This is a genomic window from Mycobacterium sp. ACS4054 (assembly GCF_001667275.1).
In the GTDB taxonomy this organism is placed as follows: domain Bacteria; phylum Actinomycetota; class Actinomycetes; order Mycobacteriales; family Mycobacteriaceae; genus Mycobacterium.
This window is the reverse complement of sequence record NZ_LZHV01000057.1, coordinates 1-16,728: the sequence shown is the minus strand read 5'-3', so window position 1 is coordinate 16,728 and position 16,728 is coordinate 1. Positions and strand designations below refer to the sequence as shown.

13 protein-coding genes and 1 pseudogene are annotated in these 16,728 nt (G+C 69.8%); 11 read left to right on the top strand and 3 right to left on the bottom strand.

Features of this window, described 5'->3' with window-relative positions; genetic code table 11:
• From A5730_RS16440 to A5730_RS16430, 3 genes are all read right to left on the bottom strand, one after another.
• The coding region (locus A5730_RS16440; RefSeq protein WP_082946866.1) for a type I polyketide synthase at nt 1–2,574 on the bottom strand (2,574 nt) is incomplete at its 3' end.
• Nucleotides 2,571–4,325 (bottom strand): long-chain-fatty-acid--AMP ligase FAAL26/FadD26, encoded by a 1,755-nt coding sequence (fadD26, locus tag A5730_RS16435; protein ID WP_067902469.1) that lies wholly within the window; start codon nt 4,323–4,325, stop codon nt 2,571–2,573. The genes fadD26 and A5730_RS16440, both read right to left, overlap by 4 nt.
• 554 nt (nt 4,326–4,879) lie before the next feature.
• Nucleotides 4,880–5,602 carry a thioesterase II family protein gene (locus A5730_RS16430; protein ID WP_067902467.1) on the bottom strand — a complete coding sequence of 241 codons (723 nt, stop codon included), beginning with the start codon at nt 5,600–5,602 and terminating at the stop codon, nt 4,880–4,882.
• A gap of 281 nt (nt 5,603–5,883) precedes the next feature.
• Here A5730_RS16430 and sepIVA point away from each other — a divergent pair, with 281 nt between their 5' ends.
• The 11 genes and pseudogenes from sepIVA to A5730_RS16375 form a co-directional block, all read left to right on the top strand.
• On the top strand, nt 5,884–6,621 hold the full coding sequence (sepIVA, locus tag A5730_RS16425) for a cell division protein SepIVA (RefSeq protein ID WP_055405516.1): 738 nt from the start codon (nt 5,884–5,886) through the stop codon (nt 6,619–6,621).
• 59 nt (nt 6,622–6,680) lie between these two features.
• Complete coding sequence (locus A5730_RS16420) at nt 6,681–7,265, top strand: DUF177 domain-containing protein (RefSeq protein WP_197506278.1); 585 nt, start codon at nt 6,681–6,683, stop codon at nt 7,263–7,265.
• Nucleotides 7,262–7,972 carry a ribonuclease III gene (gene rnc, locus A5730_RS16415; protein ID WP_067902465.1) on the top strand — a complete coding sequence of 237 codons (711 nt, stop codon included), beginning with the start codon at nt 7,262–7,264 and terminating at the stop codon, nt 7,970–7,972. Before A5730_RS16420 ends, rnc begins: the two co-directional genes overlap by 4 nt.
• 55 nt (nt 7,973–8,027) lie before the next feature.
• Nucleotides 8,028–8,888 carry a DNA-formamidopyrimidine glycosylase gene (mutM, locus tag A5730_RS16410; RefSeq protein WP_067902462.1) on the top strand — a complete coding sequence of 287 codons (861 nt, stop codon included), beginning with the start codon at nt 8,028–8,030 and terminating at the stop codon, nt 8,886–8,888.
• A gap of 153 nt (nt 8,889–9,041) precedes the next feature.
• The gene (locus A5730_RS16405; protein WP_067902459.1) at nt 9,042–9,278 is read left to right on the top strand and encodes a FeoA family protein; all 237 of its coding nucleotides are present in this window, start codon (nt 9,042–9,044) and stop codon (nt 9,276–9,278) included.
• On the top strand, nt 9,275–11,185 hold the full coding sequence (locus A5730_RS16400) for a ferrous iron transporter B (RefSeq protein WP_067902454.1): 1,911 nt from the start codon (nt 9,275–9,277) through the stop codon (nt 11,183–11,185). The genes A5730_RS16405 and A5730_RS16400 overlap by 4 nt, the downstream gene beginning before the upstream one ends.
• Nucleotides 11,182–11,745, top strand: a complete 564-nt coding sequence (locus A5730_RS16395) for a NifU family protein (RefSeq protein ID WP_067902451.1) — start codon at nt 11,182–11,184, stop codon at nt 11,743–11,745. Before A5730_RS16400 ends, A5730_RS16395 begins: the two co-directional genes overlap by 4 nt.
• Before the next feature lie 58 nt (nt 11,746–11,803).
• Complete coding sequence (locus A5730_RS16390) at nt 11,804–12,217, top strand: OsmC family protein (protein WP_067902446.1); 414 nt, start codon at nt 11,804–11,806, stop codon at nt 12,215–12,217.
• A complete protein-coding gene (locus A5730_RS16385; RefSeq protein WP_067902444.1) occupies nt 12,204–12,497 on the top strand; it encodes an acylphosphatase in 294 nt (97 codons plus the stop codon). Before A5730_RS16390 ends, A5730_RS16385 begins: the two co-directional genes overlap by 14 nt.
• Before the next feature lie 135 nt (nt 12,498–12,632).
• Nucleotides 12,633–16,241 carry a chromosome segregation protein SMC gene (gene smc, locus A5730_RS16380; protein WP_067902441.1) on the top strand — a complete coding sequence of 1,203 codons (3,609 nt, stop codon included), beginning with the start codon at nt 12,633–12,635 and terminating at the stop codon, nt 16,239–16,241.
• Nucleotides 16,242–16,388: 147 nt separating this feature from the next.
• Nucleotides 16,389–16,728 (top strand): annotated as a pseudogene (locus A5730_RS16375) (signal recognition particle-docking protein FtsY); the annotation flags it as partial.

Here is a 16,728-nt window from a genome sequence, read left to right as displayed (position 1 = left end):
AAACCCATATCTTTCTTTTCTGGTGGGGGGTTCTTGGGTGGGGGTGGGGGGTTGGGGGGTCAGGTCGGCCAGTTGTGCGCGCATCACAGGTTGCAGGGGGTCCATGGCCGGGTTGTGCGGGGCGACTTCGATGTTGACCCGGCTGGCGAACCGGTTCTGGGCGCGCACGGTGGTGATGAGTGCCTCGATGTGGGCGGTGGGCCCGGCGATCACGGTTTGGCGGGGGGAGTTGTAGATGCCCAGGGTGACCTGGGGGTGGGCGGCGATGAGGTCCTCGGTGGCGGCGGCGTCGAGTTCGAGCAGGGCCATGGCGCCCTGGCCGGACAGCGGGGCCATCAGCGCCGAACGGGTGGCGGTCACGCGCAGGCCCTGGGCGGGGGTCAGGGCGCCGGCGTCCACGGCGGCGGCGACTTCGCCCATCGAGTGGCCGATGACCAGATCGGGGGTGATGCCATAGGAGCGCCACAGCGCGCTCAGCGCCAGCTGCATGCCGAACACCCCGAGCTGGATCTGCTCGATACCGACCAGCTCGGTGCCGGTGGCGATCACCTCGTGCAGCGAAAACCCGGCCTGGGCCACGAAATCGGGGTCCAGCTCGGCCAGCGCGGCAGCAAACGCGGGTTCCTCGGCCAACAGGCGCCGGCCCATGCCGGCCCACTGCGAACCGCGACCGGAATACACAAACACCGTCCCCGGGCCGACGTTCTCGGCCGGGGCCACCACCCCCGGGGCGTGCTGGCCGGCGGCCAGCGCCCGCAACCCGGCCACCGCCGCGTCCCGATCCCGGGCCACCACCGTGCCAAAACGCGCCGCCCGCGAGCGGTGATGATTAAGCGTGTGGGCCACCTCGGCCAGCCCCACCCCGGCCCCGGCACCGTCCATCCACTCGGCCAACACCACCGCCGTGGCCGCCACCCGCTGCGCCGTCTTACCCGACACCACCAACGTCGACACCCCACCCGCGGGATCGGCGGGAGCGCTTGGGGCGATGTCCTGACCCTGCTCGATCACCACGTGCGCGTTCGTCCCGCCGAACCCGAACGAGGACACCCCGGCCCGGCGCGGATGCGCCCGCTTCGGCCAACTGGTCTGGCTGCGAACCACTTTCATGCGCAACTCGTCGAACGGGATGTGCGGGTTCGGGCTTTCGAAGCGCTGATTGGGCGGGATCTGGCCGCGCTGCACCGCCAGCACCGCCTTGATGAAACCCGCGATGCCCGCCGCCGCCTCGGTGTGGCCGAGGTTCGTCTTGACCGCGCCGATGAGCAGGGGGGCATCCTCGGCGCGCCCCCGACCGAGCACCGTGCCGAGGGCGCGCGCTTCGATGGGATCGCCCAATAGCGTTCCGGTTCCGTGGGTTTCGACGTAGTCGACGTCGCTCGGCTGCATTCCCGCGTTGCTGTAGGCGGCCCGCAGGACCGCCATCTGCGCCGCCGGGTTCGGGGCCATCAGGCCGTTGGAGCGGCCGTCCTGGTTGACCGCCGAGCCGCAGATCACCGCGAGCACGCGGTCGCCGTCGCGCTGCGCGTCGGTCAACCGCTTGAGCACCACGACGCCCGCGCCCTCACCGCGCACGAACCCATCGGCCGCCGCGTCGAACGCGCGGCACTTGCCCGTCGGCGACAACGCGCCCACCTGGTCGAAGCCGCGAAACACCGCCGGAGACAACAACAGATTCACACCGGCCGCGATGGCCAGGTGGGAATCCTCGGTCCGCAGGCTCTGGCAGGCCAGGTGGATGGCGACCAACGACGACGAACACGCCGTGTCGACCGCCACCGACGGGCCGCGCAGGTCGAGGAAGTACGACAGGCGGTTCGCGATGATGCTCATCGCACCGCCGGTGTTGCTCCAGCCGTCGACACCGCAGAAGTCGTTGGAGGCGATGGCGCCGTATTCGCTCAGGCACGCGCCGGCGAAGACGCCCGTCTGCGACCGGCGCAGGGAACTCGGCGGAATCCCCGCGTGCTCCAACGCTTCCCACGCCACCTCCAGCAGCAGGCGCTGCTGGGGGTCCATTTTGTCCGCTTCGCTCGGGGAGATCTCGAAGAACTCGGCGTCGAAGGCGTCGATGTCGGGCAGGAACGACCCCCACCGCGTCGTGCGGGCGAGCGCCGCCGCCACGTCGGGCTCGCCGGATTCGAACGGTCGCCACCGTTCCGGCGGCACCTGGCCGATCGAGCAACCCCGCGCGCACAGGAACTGCCAGAACGCCTCGGGCCCCGATATGCCCGGGAAGCGGCAGCCCATCCCGATGACGGCGATCGGCTCGTCGAGCGAGTTGCGACCCGGGCGCTTGAGTGTGGCGTCGGCCTCCGGCTCGGGCTCAGGTGCGGTGAGGTAGGCGGCCAGGGCGTTGATCGTCGGATGCTGCCAGAATTCGACCGGGGATACCTTCTTGCCCAACAACTCTGACAGCTCTCCGGACAGCACCACCACTTCGCGGGAGCTCACCCCGAGGTCGGCCAGCGATAGGTTGGGGTCGACTTCGTCGGGCGTGCAGCCGATGTTGGTCACCAGGTAGTCGACCAACCAGTGGCGCAAGTCGGCTTCGCCACCGATGCCTGACGTCATACCGTCACGTCCAGCCTTTGGAATCCGTCGCTTTGGTAGCGTTCGACGCACGCCGAACGCCGGACTTTGCCGCTGGTGGTGATCGGTATCGAGCCCGGTGACACCAGCACGAGGTCGGCGACTCGCACGCTGTGCGACTTCGAAATCGCCGAGGTGACTTCGCGTTTCACCGAACGCAGCCGCAGCAGGGCCTCTTCCTCGGACGCGCCGCGCCCCTTCAGCTCGATGATCGCCACCAGCTGCTCGGTGATGTCGTCGGGCACCGATATCGCCGCGACCCGGCCGCCGGTGATCTCCTGGATGGTCGCCTCGATGTCGTCCGGGTAGTGGTTGCGCCCGTCGACGATGAGCAGGTCCTTGATGCGGCCCATGATGAACAATTCGCCGTCGGAGATGACGCCCAGGTCGCCCGTCCGCAGCCAGGGGCCAGCCGGGGATCCCGGCGCGGGATCGGTCAGTTCGGCGTGGAACACCCGCGACGTCTGCTCCGGCTTGCGCCAATACCCCAGGGCCACGTGGTCGCCACGCACCCAGATCTCTCCGACCGTGCCCGCCGGGCTCTCGGTCATGCTCTCGGGGTTGACGATTCGCACGGCGGCCGGATCGGGCGAACCGTAGCTGATGAGCTCCGTGCCCACCGTGCCCTCGGTTCCGCATGGCGTGGCCCGACCGGAGGTCAGGTGCTCATAGTCGAAACGGACGGTCTTGAGCATGGTGTGGGGCTCGGGACCGGCCACGTACAGCGTCGCCTCGGCGAGCCCGTAGCAGGGGCGGACGGTCGTCGGGCGCAGGCCGAACGGGGCGAAGCGTTCGCTGAAGCGCTTCACGGTTGCCACGTGAATTCGTTCGCTGCCGCTGACAATGGTGTGCACGTCACCAAGGTCCAGACCCGCCATGTCGTCGTCCGACGTCCTGCGCACGGCCAGTTCGAACGCGAAATTCGGCGCCGCGGAAAAGCACTGGCCGTTGGTGGCAAGCATTTTCATCCAGCGGGCCGGGCGTTGCAGGAACGCCATCGGGCTCATCAATACCGCGCTGCGATTGGTCACCAGCGGGGCGCAGACGCCCAGGATCAGGCCCATGTCGTGGAACAGCGGCAGCCACGACACCAAGGACAAATTGTCGGGGAGTTGGTCCGGCTCACCGAAAAAGGCGTACATGCATTGCGACACGTTGGTGACGACGTTGTCGTGCGACACGATCACGCCGGCCGGCGTGCGCGTGGACCCGGAGGTGTACTGCAGATAACCGGCACCCGAGGAGAATCGCCGAGCGGGCGGGAATTCGCGGGGCGAATCGAGGTCGAGCAGGTCGACTTCGATGACCAACGGCGCGGGGTGGCCGTCCTGGCCGCAGGCGTACTTGTTGACGTCGCTGACGACCGCCGACGTGGTGAGGATGGCGACCGGGTTGCAGTCGCGCAGCACGGAGGAGATCCGCTCGTCGTGCACGCCGTAGAGCGGCGTCGAGAGCGGAACCGCGATGAAGCCCGCCTGCAGCGCCCCGAAGAAGGCGGCCACGTACTCCAGGCCCTGGGGCGCCGATATCGCCACCCGATCACCGGGGGAGCCGCAAAGCGCCAGCTCCTCAGCAACGATGCGAGCGCGGCGGTGAACCTGCGCCCAGGTCAGGTGTTCAGCAAACCCGCTAGGGTCCTGCTCGTAGTCGATGAACGTGAACGCCGTCGCGTCGGGCCGGTGCTCGGCCCGGTCCTGCAGCAACGCAGGAATGGAGATGTCGGTCACCGGCATTTGCTTACCTTCCCGTGCGCTGACGCCGTTGGGTGCCCGCACGCAACGTGCGTGCCGCGCGTCGAGCGGCTTCCCCGGTTACCGACAACCACTCTCGTGAAGCAACCTAAGCATTCTTTGCGGGTGGCGACTTCCGATTTACAAAATCAAAACGAGATGTAGCCCACAGTGCCGCTCGTGCCACGCCCGGTCCCCTGGGGCATGGCGCGGACCGTCGATCTTGCACCGTATATAGGTAGTACGGGCGCGTGGCTAGTGGTGCGGCTGTTATACGAGTGACGAATAGTGGCAGGTCGGGGGCCGGGCGCGGGCTTTGCACCGCGCGACGTCTCCCGGTCGGTTCTGGTACGGGCGCGCCTTTCCGGCGGCCCTGGCCCATGGCGATCCCGGCGGTCCGGCCACGCGTCGAACGGGATCCCGCACGGCCGGCGGCTGTCCGGCGCCGGGCCCCGCGCGCCGCGTGCGCTCTTGGAAGGGATTCGTGGCAAATAGCCGATCGGGGTGGTCGCGCCTCGTCGATCGCATCGGCCAACTGGTCGGCGTCGGCGCGACAGCTAACTCGTGGAGCAACGATCGAGGACCTTCTCCTCGATGTCCTTCACCAGTTCTGGCAAATGGTTGCACAGGTAGAAGTGGTCGCCGGGGAACACGCGGAGACCGAAATCGTCGGTGGTGCGATCGGACCACGCCCGCATGTTGTCCTCGGCCACGATGATGTCGTTGTCTCCGACGAACCCGTAGATCGGGCACGACACCGTGACCTCCGGCGGATGGGTGTAGCCCGCGATCGCCCGGACGCTTTGCAGCGTGGGCAGGATCGTCAGGGCGAATTCGTCGTTGGCCAGCAGCTCGGGATTGGTGTCGGTCACCTGGGCGACGACCTTGAGGATGTCGCGGTCCGATCCCTGCAGTTCCTTGTAGCGGATGTGACCCGGGGCCGCGCTCGACGAGATGAACAGGGCGGCGATCGGTTGCCCGGCGGCTTGAAACCTCAGCGCGACCTCGAAGGCCAACAGGCCGCCCATGCTGTGGCCGAAAAAGGTCACCGGCGCATTCGCCGGAGCGGAAGGCGCCATCATCGAATAGATTTCGTCGGCCAGCGCGGGAATGCTCGGGAGCTGCGTCAGTCCCTTTTCCCGCCCGGGGTATTGGACCGCAATGCGCTTGATATCCGCGGAGAACGCCCTGGCGAACGGAACGTAATAGGTCGCCGATCCGCCGGCGTGCGGAAATATATAAAGCGTCGGCGCGCCGCCGCCATCGCGGTCCGTGTTCACCGCGTCACCCTATACCGATGCGAATTTCGGCCCCCCGATATCGCCGGCCCGATATTCGCCCCACCGCCTGCGTGAGTGCCGCCGCAGAAGTGCTGGAACAATCGGTGTCGTGTTCCGTTTGCCACGCAACCCGCTTTGCCGCGCGGTGGCGGCGGCGGCCGGCGACCGGGGCCCGGGTCGGGCGAATGTCCGACACACCGGCGTCGCCACCGCTGTCACAAAGGCAACACCAGGCACACTGGTAACAACAGTTTTTATGCAGACGCCAGGAGGAAGTGGCCGTGTACCGAGTCTTTGAAGCGCTCGACGAGTTGAGCGCCATCGTTGAAGAAGCACGCGGCGTCCCCATGACGGCGGGCTGCGTGGTGCCCCGTGGTGACGTGCTGGAACTGATCGACGACATCAAGGACGCGATCCCCGGGGAGCTGGACGACGCCCAGGATGTGCTCGATGCCCGTGACTCGATGCTGCAGGACGCCAAGTCGCACGCCGAATCCATGGTTTCCTCGGCGACGACCGAGTCGGAGTCGATGCTCAACCACGCCCGCGCGGAGGCCGACCGGCTGCTGTCCGACGCAAAATCGCAGGCCGACCGCATGGTGAGCGAGGCGCGCCAGCACAGCGAGCGGATGGTCGGCGAGGCCCGCGAGGAGGCGATGCGCATCGCCACGGCGGCGAAACGCGAGTACGAGGCCAGCGTGGGCCGCGCCCAGGCCGAAGCCGACCGGCTGCTCGAGAACGGCAACATCTCCTACGAGAAGGCCGTGCAAGAGGGCATTAAAGAGCAGCAGCGGCTGGTGTCGCAGAACAGCGTGGTGGAGGCCGCCAACGCCGAGGCCACCCGCCTCATCGACTCGGCGCACGCGGAGGCCGACCGGCTGCGCGGCGAATGCGACATCTACGTCGACAACAAGCTTGCCGAGTTCGAGGAATTCCTCAACGGCACGCTGCGCTCCGTCGGGCGCGGCCGTCACCAGCTCCGGACGGCGGCCGGCACGCACGACTACGCGGTGCGCTAGCCCGTCGACCGGGCGGCCGCGCCCTGGAAATATGCGGTTCGCGCCGTAGGATTTCCCCTATGACGCGGCAGCACGGCACCACCTCGCAGCGCCATTCGAGCTCGGCGATGACGATTGACATCACCCGCCTCGGGCGGCGGCCTGGCGCGATGGTGACCCTGCGAAAAACCGTGCCCAGCCCGTCGCGCATCGGCCTGGACATGATCGCGATCGAGGCGGGCGCGCCGTTGGAGCTGGACCTGCAGGTCCAGTCCGTTTCCGAAGGCGTGTTGGTGACCGGCACGGTCGACGCGCCCACTGTCGGCGAATGCTCCCGTTGCCTGACGCCGGTCGACGGCCGCGTGCAGGTCCGGTTGACCGAATTGTTCGCCTATCCCGACAGCACGACGGAGGCGACCACCGAGGAGGACGAGGTCGGTCACATCGTCGACGACACCATCGACCTCGAGCAGTCGATCGTCGACGCCGTGGGGTTGGAGCTGCCGTTTTCGCCGGTGTGCACCGACGATTGCCCCGGCCTGTGCCCCGAATGCGGGGTGGCGCTGGCGGCCGAGCCGGGTCATCAGCACGAGCGCGTCGACCCGCGGTGGGCCAAGCTGGCCGGCATGTTTCCCGAGCCGGACGCGTCGCGGGGTGACCGATGACGTCGCACCAGGACCTGCTCGACGCGCTGGGCGTGGAGCTGCCCGACGAGTTGCTCTCGCTGGCGCTGACGCACCGCAGTTACGCCTACGAGCACGGCGGGCTGCCGACCAACGAACGGCTGGAGTTTCTCGGCGACGCCGTGCTGGGCCTGACCGTCACCGACGAGCTTTACCACCGGCATCCGGAACGTTCCGAAGGTGACCTGGCCAAGCTGCGGGCGAGCGTGGTCAACACCCAGGCGCTGGCCGACGTCGCACGCAAGCTGTCCGCCGACGGGCTGGGCGCCCACCTGTTCTTGGGGCGCGGGGAGGCCAACACCGGTGGCGCCGACAAGTCGAGCATCCTGGCCGACGGCATGGAATCCCTGCTCGGCGCCATCTACCTGCAGCACGGGATCGACACGGCCCGCGAAGTGATCCTGCGGATCTTCGGCCCGCTGCTGGACGCCGCGCCGACCCTGGGGGCCGGCCTGGACTGGAAGACCAGCCTGCAAGAGCTGACGGCGGCGCGCGGGATGGGCGCGCCGTCCTACGTCGTCACCTCCACCGGCCCTGACCACGACAAGGAGTTCACCGCGGTCGTCGTCGTGATGGACACCGAGTATGGGTCCGGGGTGGGGCGCTCCAAGAAGGAGGCCGAGCAGAAGGCCGCCGCCGCGACGTGGAAGGCCCTGGACGTGCTGGACACCGCCGTTCCTGGCAACTAGATCGATGGTGATGACCCGCTGCGCCCGGCTGCGCCGCGCTTGCGATCATCACTGAATGCCCGAGCTCCCCGAAGTCGAGGTGGTGCGCCGCGGCTTGCAGGGCCGCGTCGTGGGCAAAACCATCACCGCCGTGCGGGTGCACCACCCCCGCGCGGTGCGCCGGCACGAGGCCGGGCCCGCCGACCTCACCGCCCGGCTGCTCGATGCCAAGATCACCGGCACCGATCGGCGCGGCAAGTACCTGTGGCTGCTGCTGGACGGCCCGGGCGATCCGGACACCGCCCTCGTCGTGCACCTGGGCATGAGCGGGCAGATGCTGCTCGGGACGGTGCCGCGCGCCGACCACGTGCGCATCTCCGCGCTGCTCGACGACGGGACCGTGCTGAGCTTCGCCGACCAACGCACCTTCGGCGGCTGGATGCTCGCCGATCTGGTGAGCGTGGACGGCAGCGTCGTGCCGGCGCCCGTCGCGCACCTCGCGCGCGACCCGCTCGACCCGCTGTTCGACCGCGACGCCGTGGTGGATGTGCTGCGGCGCAAGCATTCCGAGATCAAGCGGCAGCTTCTCGATCAAACGGTGGTGTCGGGTATCGGCAACATCTATGCCGACGAGGCGCTGTGGCGGGCCAAGGTCAACGGTGCTCGGATAGCGGCCTCGCTGAGCCGCCGGCGGCTGGGGGAGGTCCTGGCCGCCGCGGCCGACGTGATGCGCGACGCGCTGGCGCAGGGCGGGACCTCGTTCGACTCGCTCTACATCAACGTCAACGGCGAATCGGGGTACTTCGACCGGTCGCTGAATGCCTACGGCCGCGACGGGCAGAACTGCCGGCGCTGCGGCGCCGTGATACGCCGGGAGAAGTTCATGAACCGGTCGTCGTTCTATTGCCCGAAATGCCAGCCACGGCCGCGGCTTTGAGCGTGCACAGGGCTTTGACGGGTGTGCGCGACGCGGCGGCTCGGCACCGTTTGCAAGAAAGGTGAGGTTATCCTCACCTGGCATCGTTATCCTGGTCGACATGGTGTACGCGTGGAGTCGGGTCGGCTAGTGCGGCGATCGGGTTCTCCAACCGTGCTGGCCAACCTCACGCCGGGCCAGCGGGCGACCATCGTGGGCGTGGCGCCGGCCGCATCCCCCGTGGTCGCGGGGCGATTGCGCCAGCTGGGCTTCCGTCCGTCGTCCGACGTCGAGGTCATTCGGCGCGCCCCGATGGGCGACCCGACCATCTACCGCGTTCAGGACACCGAATTGTGCCTGCGCCGCCGCGAGGCGCGGCTCATCCAGGTCGATCCGGGGAGCGTCGCATGACGTCCTGCCACGAGGAAGGCGCCGCCGTCGCGGTGGTCGGTGCGGCGCGGGTCGCGCTGGTGGGCAGCCCCAATGCGGGCAAGACCTCGGTGTTCAACCACCTCACCGGGCTGCGCGCCAAGACGGGCAACTACCCGGGCGTCACCGTCGGGCGCCGGGTCGGCGTCACGAAGGTGGACGGCGCCGAGATCGCGGTCGAGGACCTGCCCGGCACCTACAGCCTGGAGCCCATCAGCCCGGACGAACAGGTGGTGGCCGACCTGCTGGCCGGCAACTTCGCCGACGCCGGCCGTCCCGACGCGATCGTCCTGGTGGCCGACGCCACCACCCTGCACCGCTCGATCACGCTCGTGGCCCAGGTGATGCGGCTCGACGTTCCGTGCCTCTTGGCGCTGACCATGACCGACGAGTTGACCGCGCGCGGCGGCGGCATCGACGTCGACGCGTTGTCGACGGCGCTGGGCATTCCGGTGATCCCGGTGATCGCGCACCGCGGCGGGGGCATCGACACCCTGCGCGCCCAGCTGGCGTCCTTCGACGCCTGGCAGCGGCCCCCGATCCTGCCCCCGGGCGGCAACGACGCCATCGACGCCTGGGGCAAATCGGTGTTAGGCGCGGCCAAATATGTTGCGCCACAACCGGATAAGCGGACACGCGGCATCGACGCGATCGTGCTGCACCCGCTGTGGGGGACCATCATCTTCTTCGCGGTGATGTTCTGCTTCTTCCAGGTCGTCTTCACCGTGGCCGCGCCGCTGCAGGACCGCGTGAGCCAAGGGCTGGGCTGGCTCGGCGCGCTCGTCAGCGATCACGTCGGCAACTACGTCGTGCGCGGTCTGCTCGGCCAGGGCCTCATCGGCGGCGTGGGGACGGTGCTCCAGTTCATCCCGCAGATCGTGTTGTTGTTCCTGCTGATCGCGCTGCTGGAAAACATCGGCTACATGGCGCGGGCGGCGTTCTTGATGGATCGCGTGATGGCCGCGACGGGCCTGGAGGGCCGCGCGTTCGTCGCGATGCTGTCGTCGTTCGCGTGCGCCATCCCGGGGATCATGGCCACCCGGACCCTGCCGTCGTCGCGCGATCGGATCGCCACCATCATCACGGCACCGTTGATGACCTGCTCCGCCCGCCTTCCGGTGTTCACCCTGCTGGTGGGGCTGCTGGTTTCGCCGCAGACCCAGTGGTGGGGCTTCAGCGCGCAGGGCGTCGCGATGTTCCTGCTGTACCTGTGCGGCGGCACCTCGGCGCTGATCGCCGCGTCGTTGTTCAAGTCGACGATCCTGCGCAGCGATCTGCTCCCGTTCACGATGGAGCTACCGCCGTACCGCTTCCCGTCGCCCAAGAACGTGCTGATCACCATGTGGGATTCGGCCAAGGTGTTTCTGCGCAAGGCCGGAACCATCATCCTGGGCACCTCAGTGGTGCTGTGGGTGCTGCTGAATCTTCCGGCGCGCCAATCCGAAACCGCGAGCATGACGCCGACGGAGACCACCGCCTACGTCATGGACCACAGCTACGCCGCGGACGTCGGGAAGGCGATCGGGCCGGTGTTCTCACCGCTCGGCTTCGATTGGCGCATCAACGTCGCCCTGCTCGGCTCGTTCTCGGCGCGCGAGGTCTTCGTCTCAACCCTCGGTCAGGTGTCGGCGGCGACGAACCCGGACGATCCGCACGAGGCCTTGGTCACCATGAGCGCCGACGACGGCCACAAGGTGTTCACCGCGCCGACCGTCATCGCGTTGATGGTGTACTTCATCTTCGCGCTGCAATGCATGTCGACCGTCGCGGTGATGCGCCGCGAGACCAACTCGTGGCGATGGCCCGCGTTCGCCTGGTGCTACATGTTCGTGCTCGCCTGGACGATGGCGTTCGCGGCCCGCTCGATCGCGGTCGGGGTGGGCGCATGATCCCGATCCACGCAACCGCCACCGCGGACCCGCGCCGGCTGCGCTGGGTGGTCCCGCCCGATCGACTCCCGGCGCGCGGCACCGTTCGGCACGCCCCCGGCAGGCTCGGCGCCCTGCTGGACGCCGGGACGCTGGCCGAGGTCGTGGTCGGCGCCGGCGACGTCCTGATCACGCTCGGAGCCGGCGGCAGCTGGCGCGAACTCGGCGACGACGTCCGCGAGGCGCTCGGCGACGCGCTGGGGGAACCGGGCGCTTGGACGGTCGACGAGTCGTCCGGCCCCGATCTGGAAACCGTTGCCGCGGAACTGCTTGCCGGGCCCGTGGGCGCGCTTGCCGCGTCGCACGGCGGGTCGATCGAGCTGGTCTCGGTGGCCGGCCACACCGTGACGGTGCGGATGGTCGGCGCCTGCGACGGGTGTCCGGCCGCGTCGTCGACCCTGCGGGACGTCTTCGAGCGTGAGCTGCGGCAACGGGTCGGCCCGCGGGTGGTTGTCGTAAGCGAAAACAATTCGGCCGCAATCTCTTTCGGTAAGAAGCTGCTGTCGTTGATCGTCCGCTGAAACGCTTGGCCGCACACTCGGCGGGGGACGAGGCGCGCGGCCCGGTAAAAAGTAGGACATGACCGAACTGTGGGTTGAGCGCACGGGATCGCGCCGTTACACCGGACATAGCTCGCGCGGTGCGCAGGTGCTCGTCGGCTCGGAGGACGTCGAGGGCGTGTTCACCCCCGGCGAGCTGCTGAAGATCGCGCTCGCCGCGTGCAGCGGGATGTCCAGCGATCAGCCGCTGGCCCGCCGGCTGGGCGACGACTACAAGGCGGTGGTCAGGGTGTCGGGCGCCGCCGACCGCGAGCGCGAGGTCTACCCGCTGCTGGAAGAGACGCTCGAGCTCGACCTGTCCGGGCTGTCCGAACAGGACAAGGAGCGGCTGCTGGTGGTGGTCGACCGGGCGATCGACGCCGTCTGCACCGTCGGGCGCACGCTGAAGGCCGGCACGCAGGTCAAGTTCGAGGTCGCCGATGTCGGATCCTGACGTCCGGCTCACCGCCTGGGTGCACGGGCAGGTGCAGGGCGTCGGCTTCCGCTGGTGGACGCGCAGCCGGGCGCTGGAGCTGGGGCTTACCGGCTACGCGGCCAACCAGGCCGACGGCCGCGTGTTGGTGGTGGCGCAGGGGCCGCGCGGGGCCGGCGAGAAACTGCTGGCGCTGCTGCAGGGCGGCGAGGCCTGGCCGCCCAGGCCGGGCCACGTCGACAAGGTGGTCGCCGACTGGTCGCAGCCGCAGGACGGCTTCGAGGGGTTCGTCGAGCGCTGAAGCCCCCGCCGGAGTCGTGACTGATGTGGCCATTGTGGCCAGTGCGGCAAGGTGTACACAACGGCCGTATTTCGCGCCTCCCGACACCCCTCGGTGCGGGGGACGCGGGCGATTTGGGCGGTAGTCTGGCTCGCCGTGTACCTCAAGAGTCTGACGCTGAAGGGCTTCAAGTCCTTCGCTTCGCCGACGACTCTGCGCTTCGAGCCGGGCATCACCGCGGTCGTCGGGCCCAACGGCTCGGGCAAGTCCAACGTGGTCGACGCCCTGGCCTGGGTGATGGGGGAGCAGGGGGCGAAGACGCTGCGCGGCGGCAAGATGGAAGACGTCATCTTCGCCGGCACCTCGTCCCGCGCCCCGCTGGGCCGCGCCGAGGTCACCGTCACCATCGACAACTCCGACAACGCGCTGCCGATCGAATACTCCGAGGTGTCGATCACCCGCCGGATGTTCCGCGACGGCGCGAGCGAATACGAAATCAACGGCGCCAGTTGCCGTTTGATGGACGTGCAAGAGCTGCTCAGCGACTCGGGCATCGGCCGGGAGATGCACGTCATCGTCGGGCAGGGCAAGCTCGACGAGATCCTGCAGTCGCGGCCCGAGGACCGTCGCGCCTTCATCGAAGAGGCCGCCGGGGTGCTCAAGCACCGCAAGCGCAAGGAAAAGGCGCTGCGCAAGCTCGACGCGATGTCGGCCAACCTCGCGCGGCTCACCGACCTGACCACCGAGCTGCGCCGCCAGCTCAAACCGCTGGGCCGCCAGGCCGAAGTGGCCCGCCGCGCCCAGACCATCCAGGCCGACCTGCGCGACGCCCGGCTGCGCCTGGCCGCCGACGACCTGGTCAACCGCCAGACCGAGCGCGACGCCATCTTCGAGGCCGAGGCCGCCATCCGCCGCGAGCACGACGAGGCCGCCGCCCGCCTGGCCGTGGCCTCGGAGGAGCTCACCGCCCACGAGGCGGCCGTCGCCGAGCTGTCGACCCGCGCGGAATCGGTGCAGCACACCTGGTTCGGGCTGTCCGCCCTGGCCGAGCGGGTGGCCGCGACGGTGCGCATCGCCAGCGAGCGCGCGCAGCATCTGGACGTCGAGCCGGCGCCGCCCAGTGACACCGACCCCGACGCGTTGGAGGCCGAGGCCGAGCGGGTCGCGGTCGCCGAGCGGCAATTGCTGGCCGAACTGGCCGAGGCGCGCACGCGGTTGGACGCCGCCCGCGCCGAGCTGGGCGAGCGCGAACGCGAAGCCGCCGAGGCCGACCGGGCGCACCTGGCCGCCGTGCGGGCCGAGGCGGACCGGCGCGAGGGCCTGGCCAGGCTCGCCGGCCAGGTGGAGACCATGCGGGCGCGCGTCGAGTCCATCGACGACAGCGTCGCGCGGCTGTCCGAACGCATCGAGCAGGCCGCGGCCCGCGCGCAACAGTCCAAGGCGGAGTTCGAGACCGTGCAGGGACGCGTCGGCGAGCTCGACCAGGGCGAGGTGGGCCTGGACGAGCACCACGAGCGGACCGTGGCCGCGTTGCGATTGGCCGACGAACGCGTCGCCGAACTGCAAGCCGCCGAGCGGGACGCCGAGCGCCGGGTGGCCTCGCTGCGGGCCCGCATCGACGCGCTATCGGTCGGGCTGGAACGCAAGGACGGCGCGGCCTGGCTCACCCAAAACCACGCCGGCACAGGCCTTTTCGGGCCGATCGCCAAGCTGGTCAAGGTGCGTTCCGGCTACGAGGCGGCGCTGGCCGCGGTGCTGGGATCGGCGGCCGGCGCGCTGGCCGCCGAAAGCTTCGGCGCGGCCCGCTCCGCGGTCGCCGCGCTCAAGCGGGCCGACGGGGGCCGCGCCGCGCTGGTGCTCGGCGACTGGCCCGCCGACGAGGCCGGCGCGCGGGACGCCCTGCCCGGCACCGCCCGCTGGGCGCTGGATCTGATCGACGCGCCCGCGCGGCTGCGCGGCGCCATCACGGCGATGCTGTCGGGCGTCGCGGTGGTCGACGACCTGGATCAGGCGCTCGAGTTGGTGGCCGCGCGCCCCCAGCTGCGTGCCGTCACCCTCGACGGTGACCTGGTGGGTGCCGGCTGGGTGAGCGGCGGCTCGGACCGCAAGCTCTCCACACTCGAGGTGACCTCGGAGATCGACAAGGCCGGGAGCGAGCTGGCCGCCGCGGAATCGCAGGTCGCCCAGCTGGCGGCGGCGCTGTCCGGCGCGCTGACCGAGCAGGCCGCCCGCCAGGACTCCGCCGAACAGGCGCTGGCCGCCCTCAACGAATCCGACACCGCCATCTCGGCGATGTACGAGCAGCTGGGCCGGCTCGGGCAGGAGGCCCGCACCACCGAGGACGAGTGGAGCCGGCTGCTGCGGCAGCGCGAGGAGCTCGAAGCGGGTCGCGCGCAGACGGTCGAGGAAGTCACCGAGCTGGAGAACCGGCTGCGCAACGCCCAGGAGACGCAGCACGTCAACGCCGAAGAGCCGAACCACGCGGAGGTTCGCCAGCGGATCGCCGCCGCCGCCGAGGCCGCCCGCAGCGCCGAGGTGGAGGCGCGGCTGGCCGTGCGGACCGCCGAGGAGCGGGCCAACGCGGTGCGCGGGCGGGCGGATTCGTTGCGCCGGGCCGCAGCCGCGGAACGCGAGGCCCGGCTGCGGGCCCAGCAGGCGCGCGAGGCGCGGCTGCGGGCGGCCGCCGTCGCCGCGGCCGTGGCCGACGCCGGGCGGCTGCTGGCGCAGCGGCTGGACCGGGTGGCGCCGGCGGCGTCGACGATCCGCGACGCGCTGGCGGCCGAACGCCAGGACCGCGCGACCGCGATGGCGGCGGTGCGCGACGAGGTGAACGCGCTGAGCGCCAGGGTGGCCACCCTCACCGACTCGCTGCACCGCGACGAGGTGGCCAACGCGCAGGCGGCGATGCGCATCGAGCAGCTCGAGCAGATGGTGCTCGAACAGTTCGGGATGTCACCGCCGGACCTGATCGCCGAGTACGGGCCGGACGTGGCGCTGCCGCCCACCGAGCTGGAGATGGCCGAGTTCGAGCAGGCCCGCGAGCGCGGCGAGCAAGTGGTCGCGCCCGCACCGATGCCCTATGACCGGCCCACCCAGGAACGCCGGGCCAAACGCGCCGAGCGTGAGCTCGCCGAGCTGGGCCGGGTCAACCCGCTGGCGCTGGAGGAGTTCGCCGCGCTGGAGGAGCGCTACAACTTCCTGTCCACTCAGCTCGAGGACGTCAAGGCGGCCCGCAAGGACCTGCTCGACGTCGTCGCCGACGTCGACGCCCGCATCCTGCAGGTGTTCAGCGACGCCTTCGTCGACGTGGAGCGCGAGTTCCGCGAAGTCTTCACCGTGCTGTTCCCCGGCGGCGAGGGCCGGCTGCGGCTGACCGACCCGGACGACATGCTCACCACCGGCATCGAGGTGGAAGCCCGCCCGCCGGGCAAGAAGATCACCCGGCTGTCGCTGCTGTCCGGCGGTGAGAAGGCGCTGACCGCGGTGGCGATGCTGGTGGCGATCTTCCGGGCCCGCCCGTCGCCGTTCTACATCATGGACGAGGTCGAGGCCGCGCTCGACGACACCAACCTGCGGCGCCTGATCAGCCTGTTCGAGCTGCTCCGGGCGCGCTCGCAGCTGATCATCATCACGCACCAGAAGCCGACGATGGAGGTCGCCGACGCGCTGTACGGCGTGACCATGCAAGGCGACGGCATCACAGCGGTCATCTCGCAGCGGATGCGTGGGCAGCAGGTGGAGCAGCTGGCTTCGACTTCTTCCTAGACGTCCGAACGCTCGAGGTGAACTGACGGCGTCCAGCGTGTACTGACGGCGGGATTACGGCGAATTATTCGCCCGGGACGCACACTCGAGGCCCAGGACGCACACCCGATGCCCCGCGAGCGCCGGGCCGCTTGAAACAATGTCAGCGTGTCGCAAGGTCTTTGGATTGCCATCGCGGTCCTGATAGTTCTCGCTGTCCTGGTCGCGCTGGCCTTTGGCCTGGTGCGGTACCGCCGCCGTCGGATCAGCTTCACCGCCAAGCCGGAGCCGGGGGCGATCGACCGGTCGGGCGGCTACACCGCGTCGTCCGGCATCGCCTTCAGCCAGACGGCGACGGCCGACCGGCTCGACACCACGGGGCTGCCCGCCGTGGGCGACGACGCCACCGTTCCCCGCGACGCGCCGCGGCGCACCATCTCGGAGGTCGAACTCCCCGAACCCGCCCCCGAACCCGCACCCGAGGCGATCGCGGCCACCGAGGCCCCCG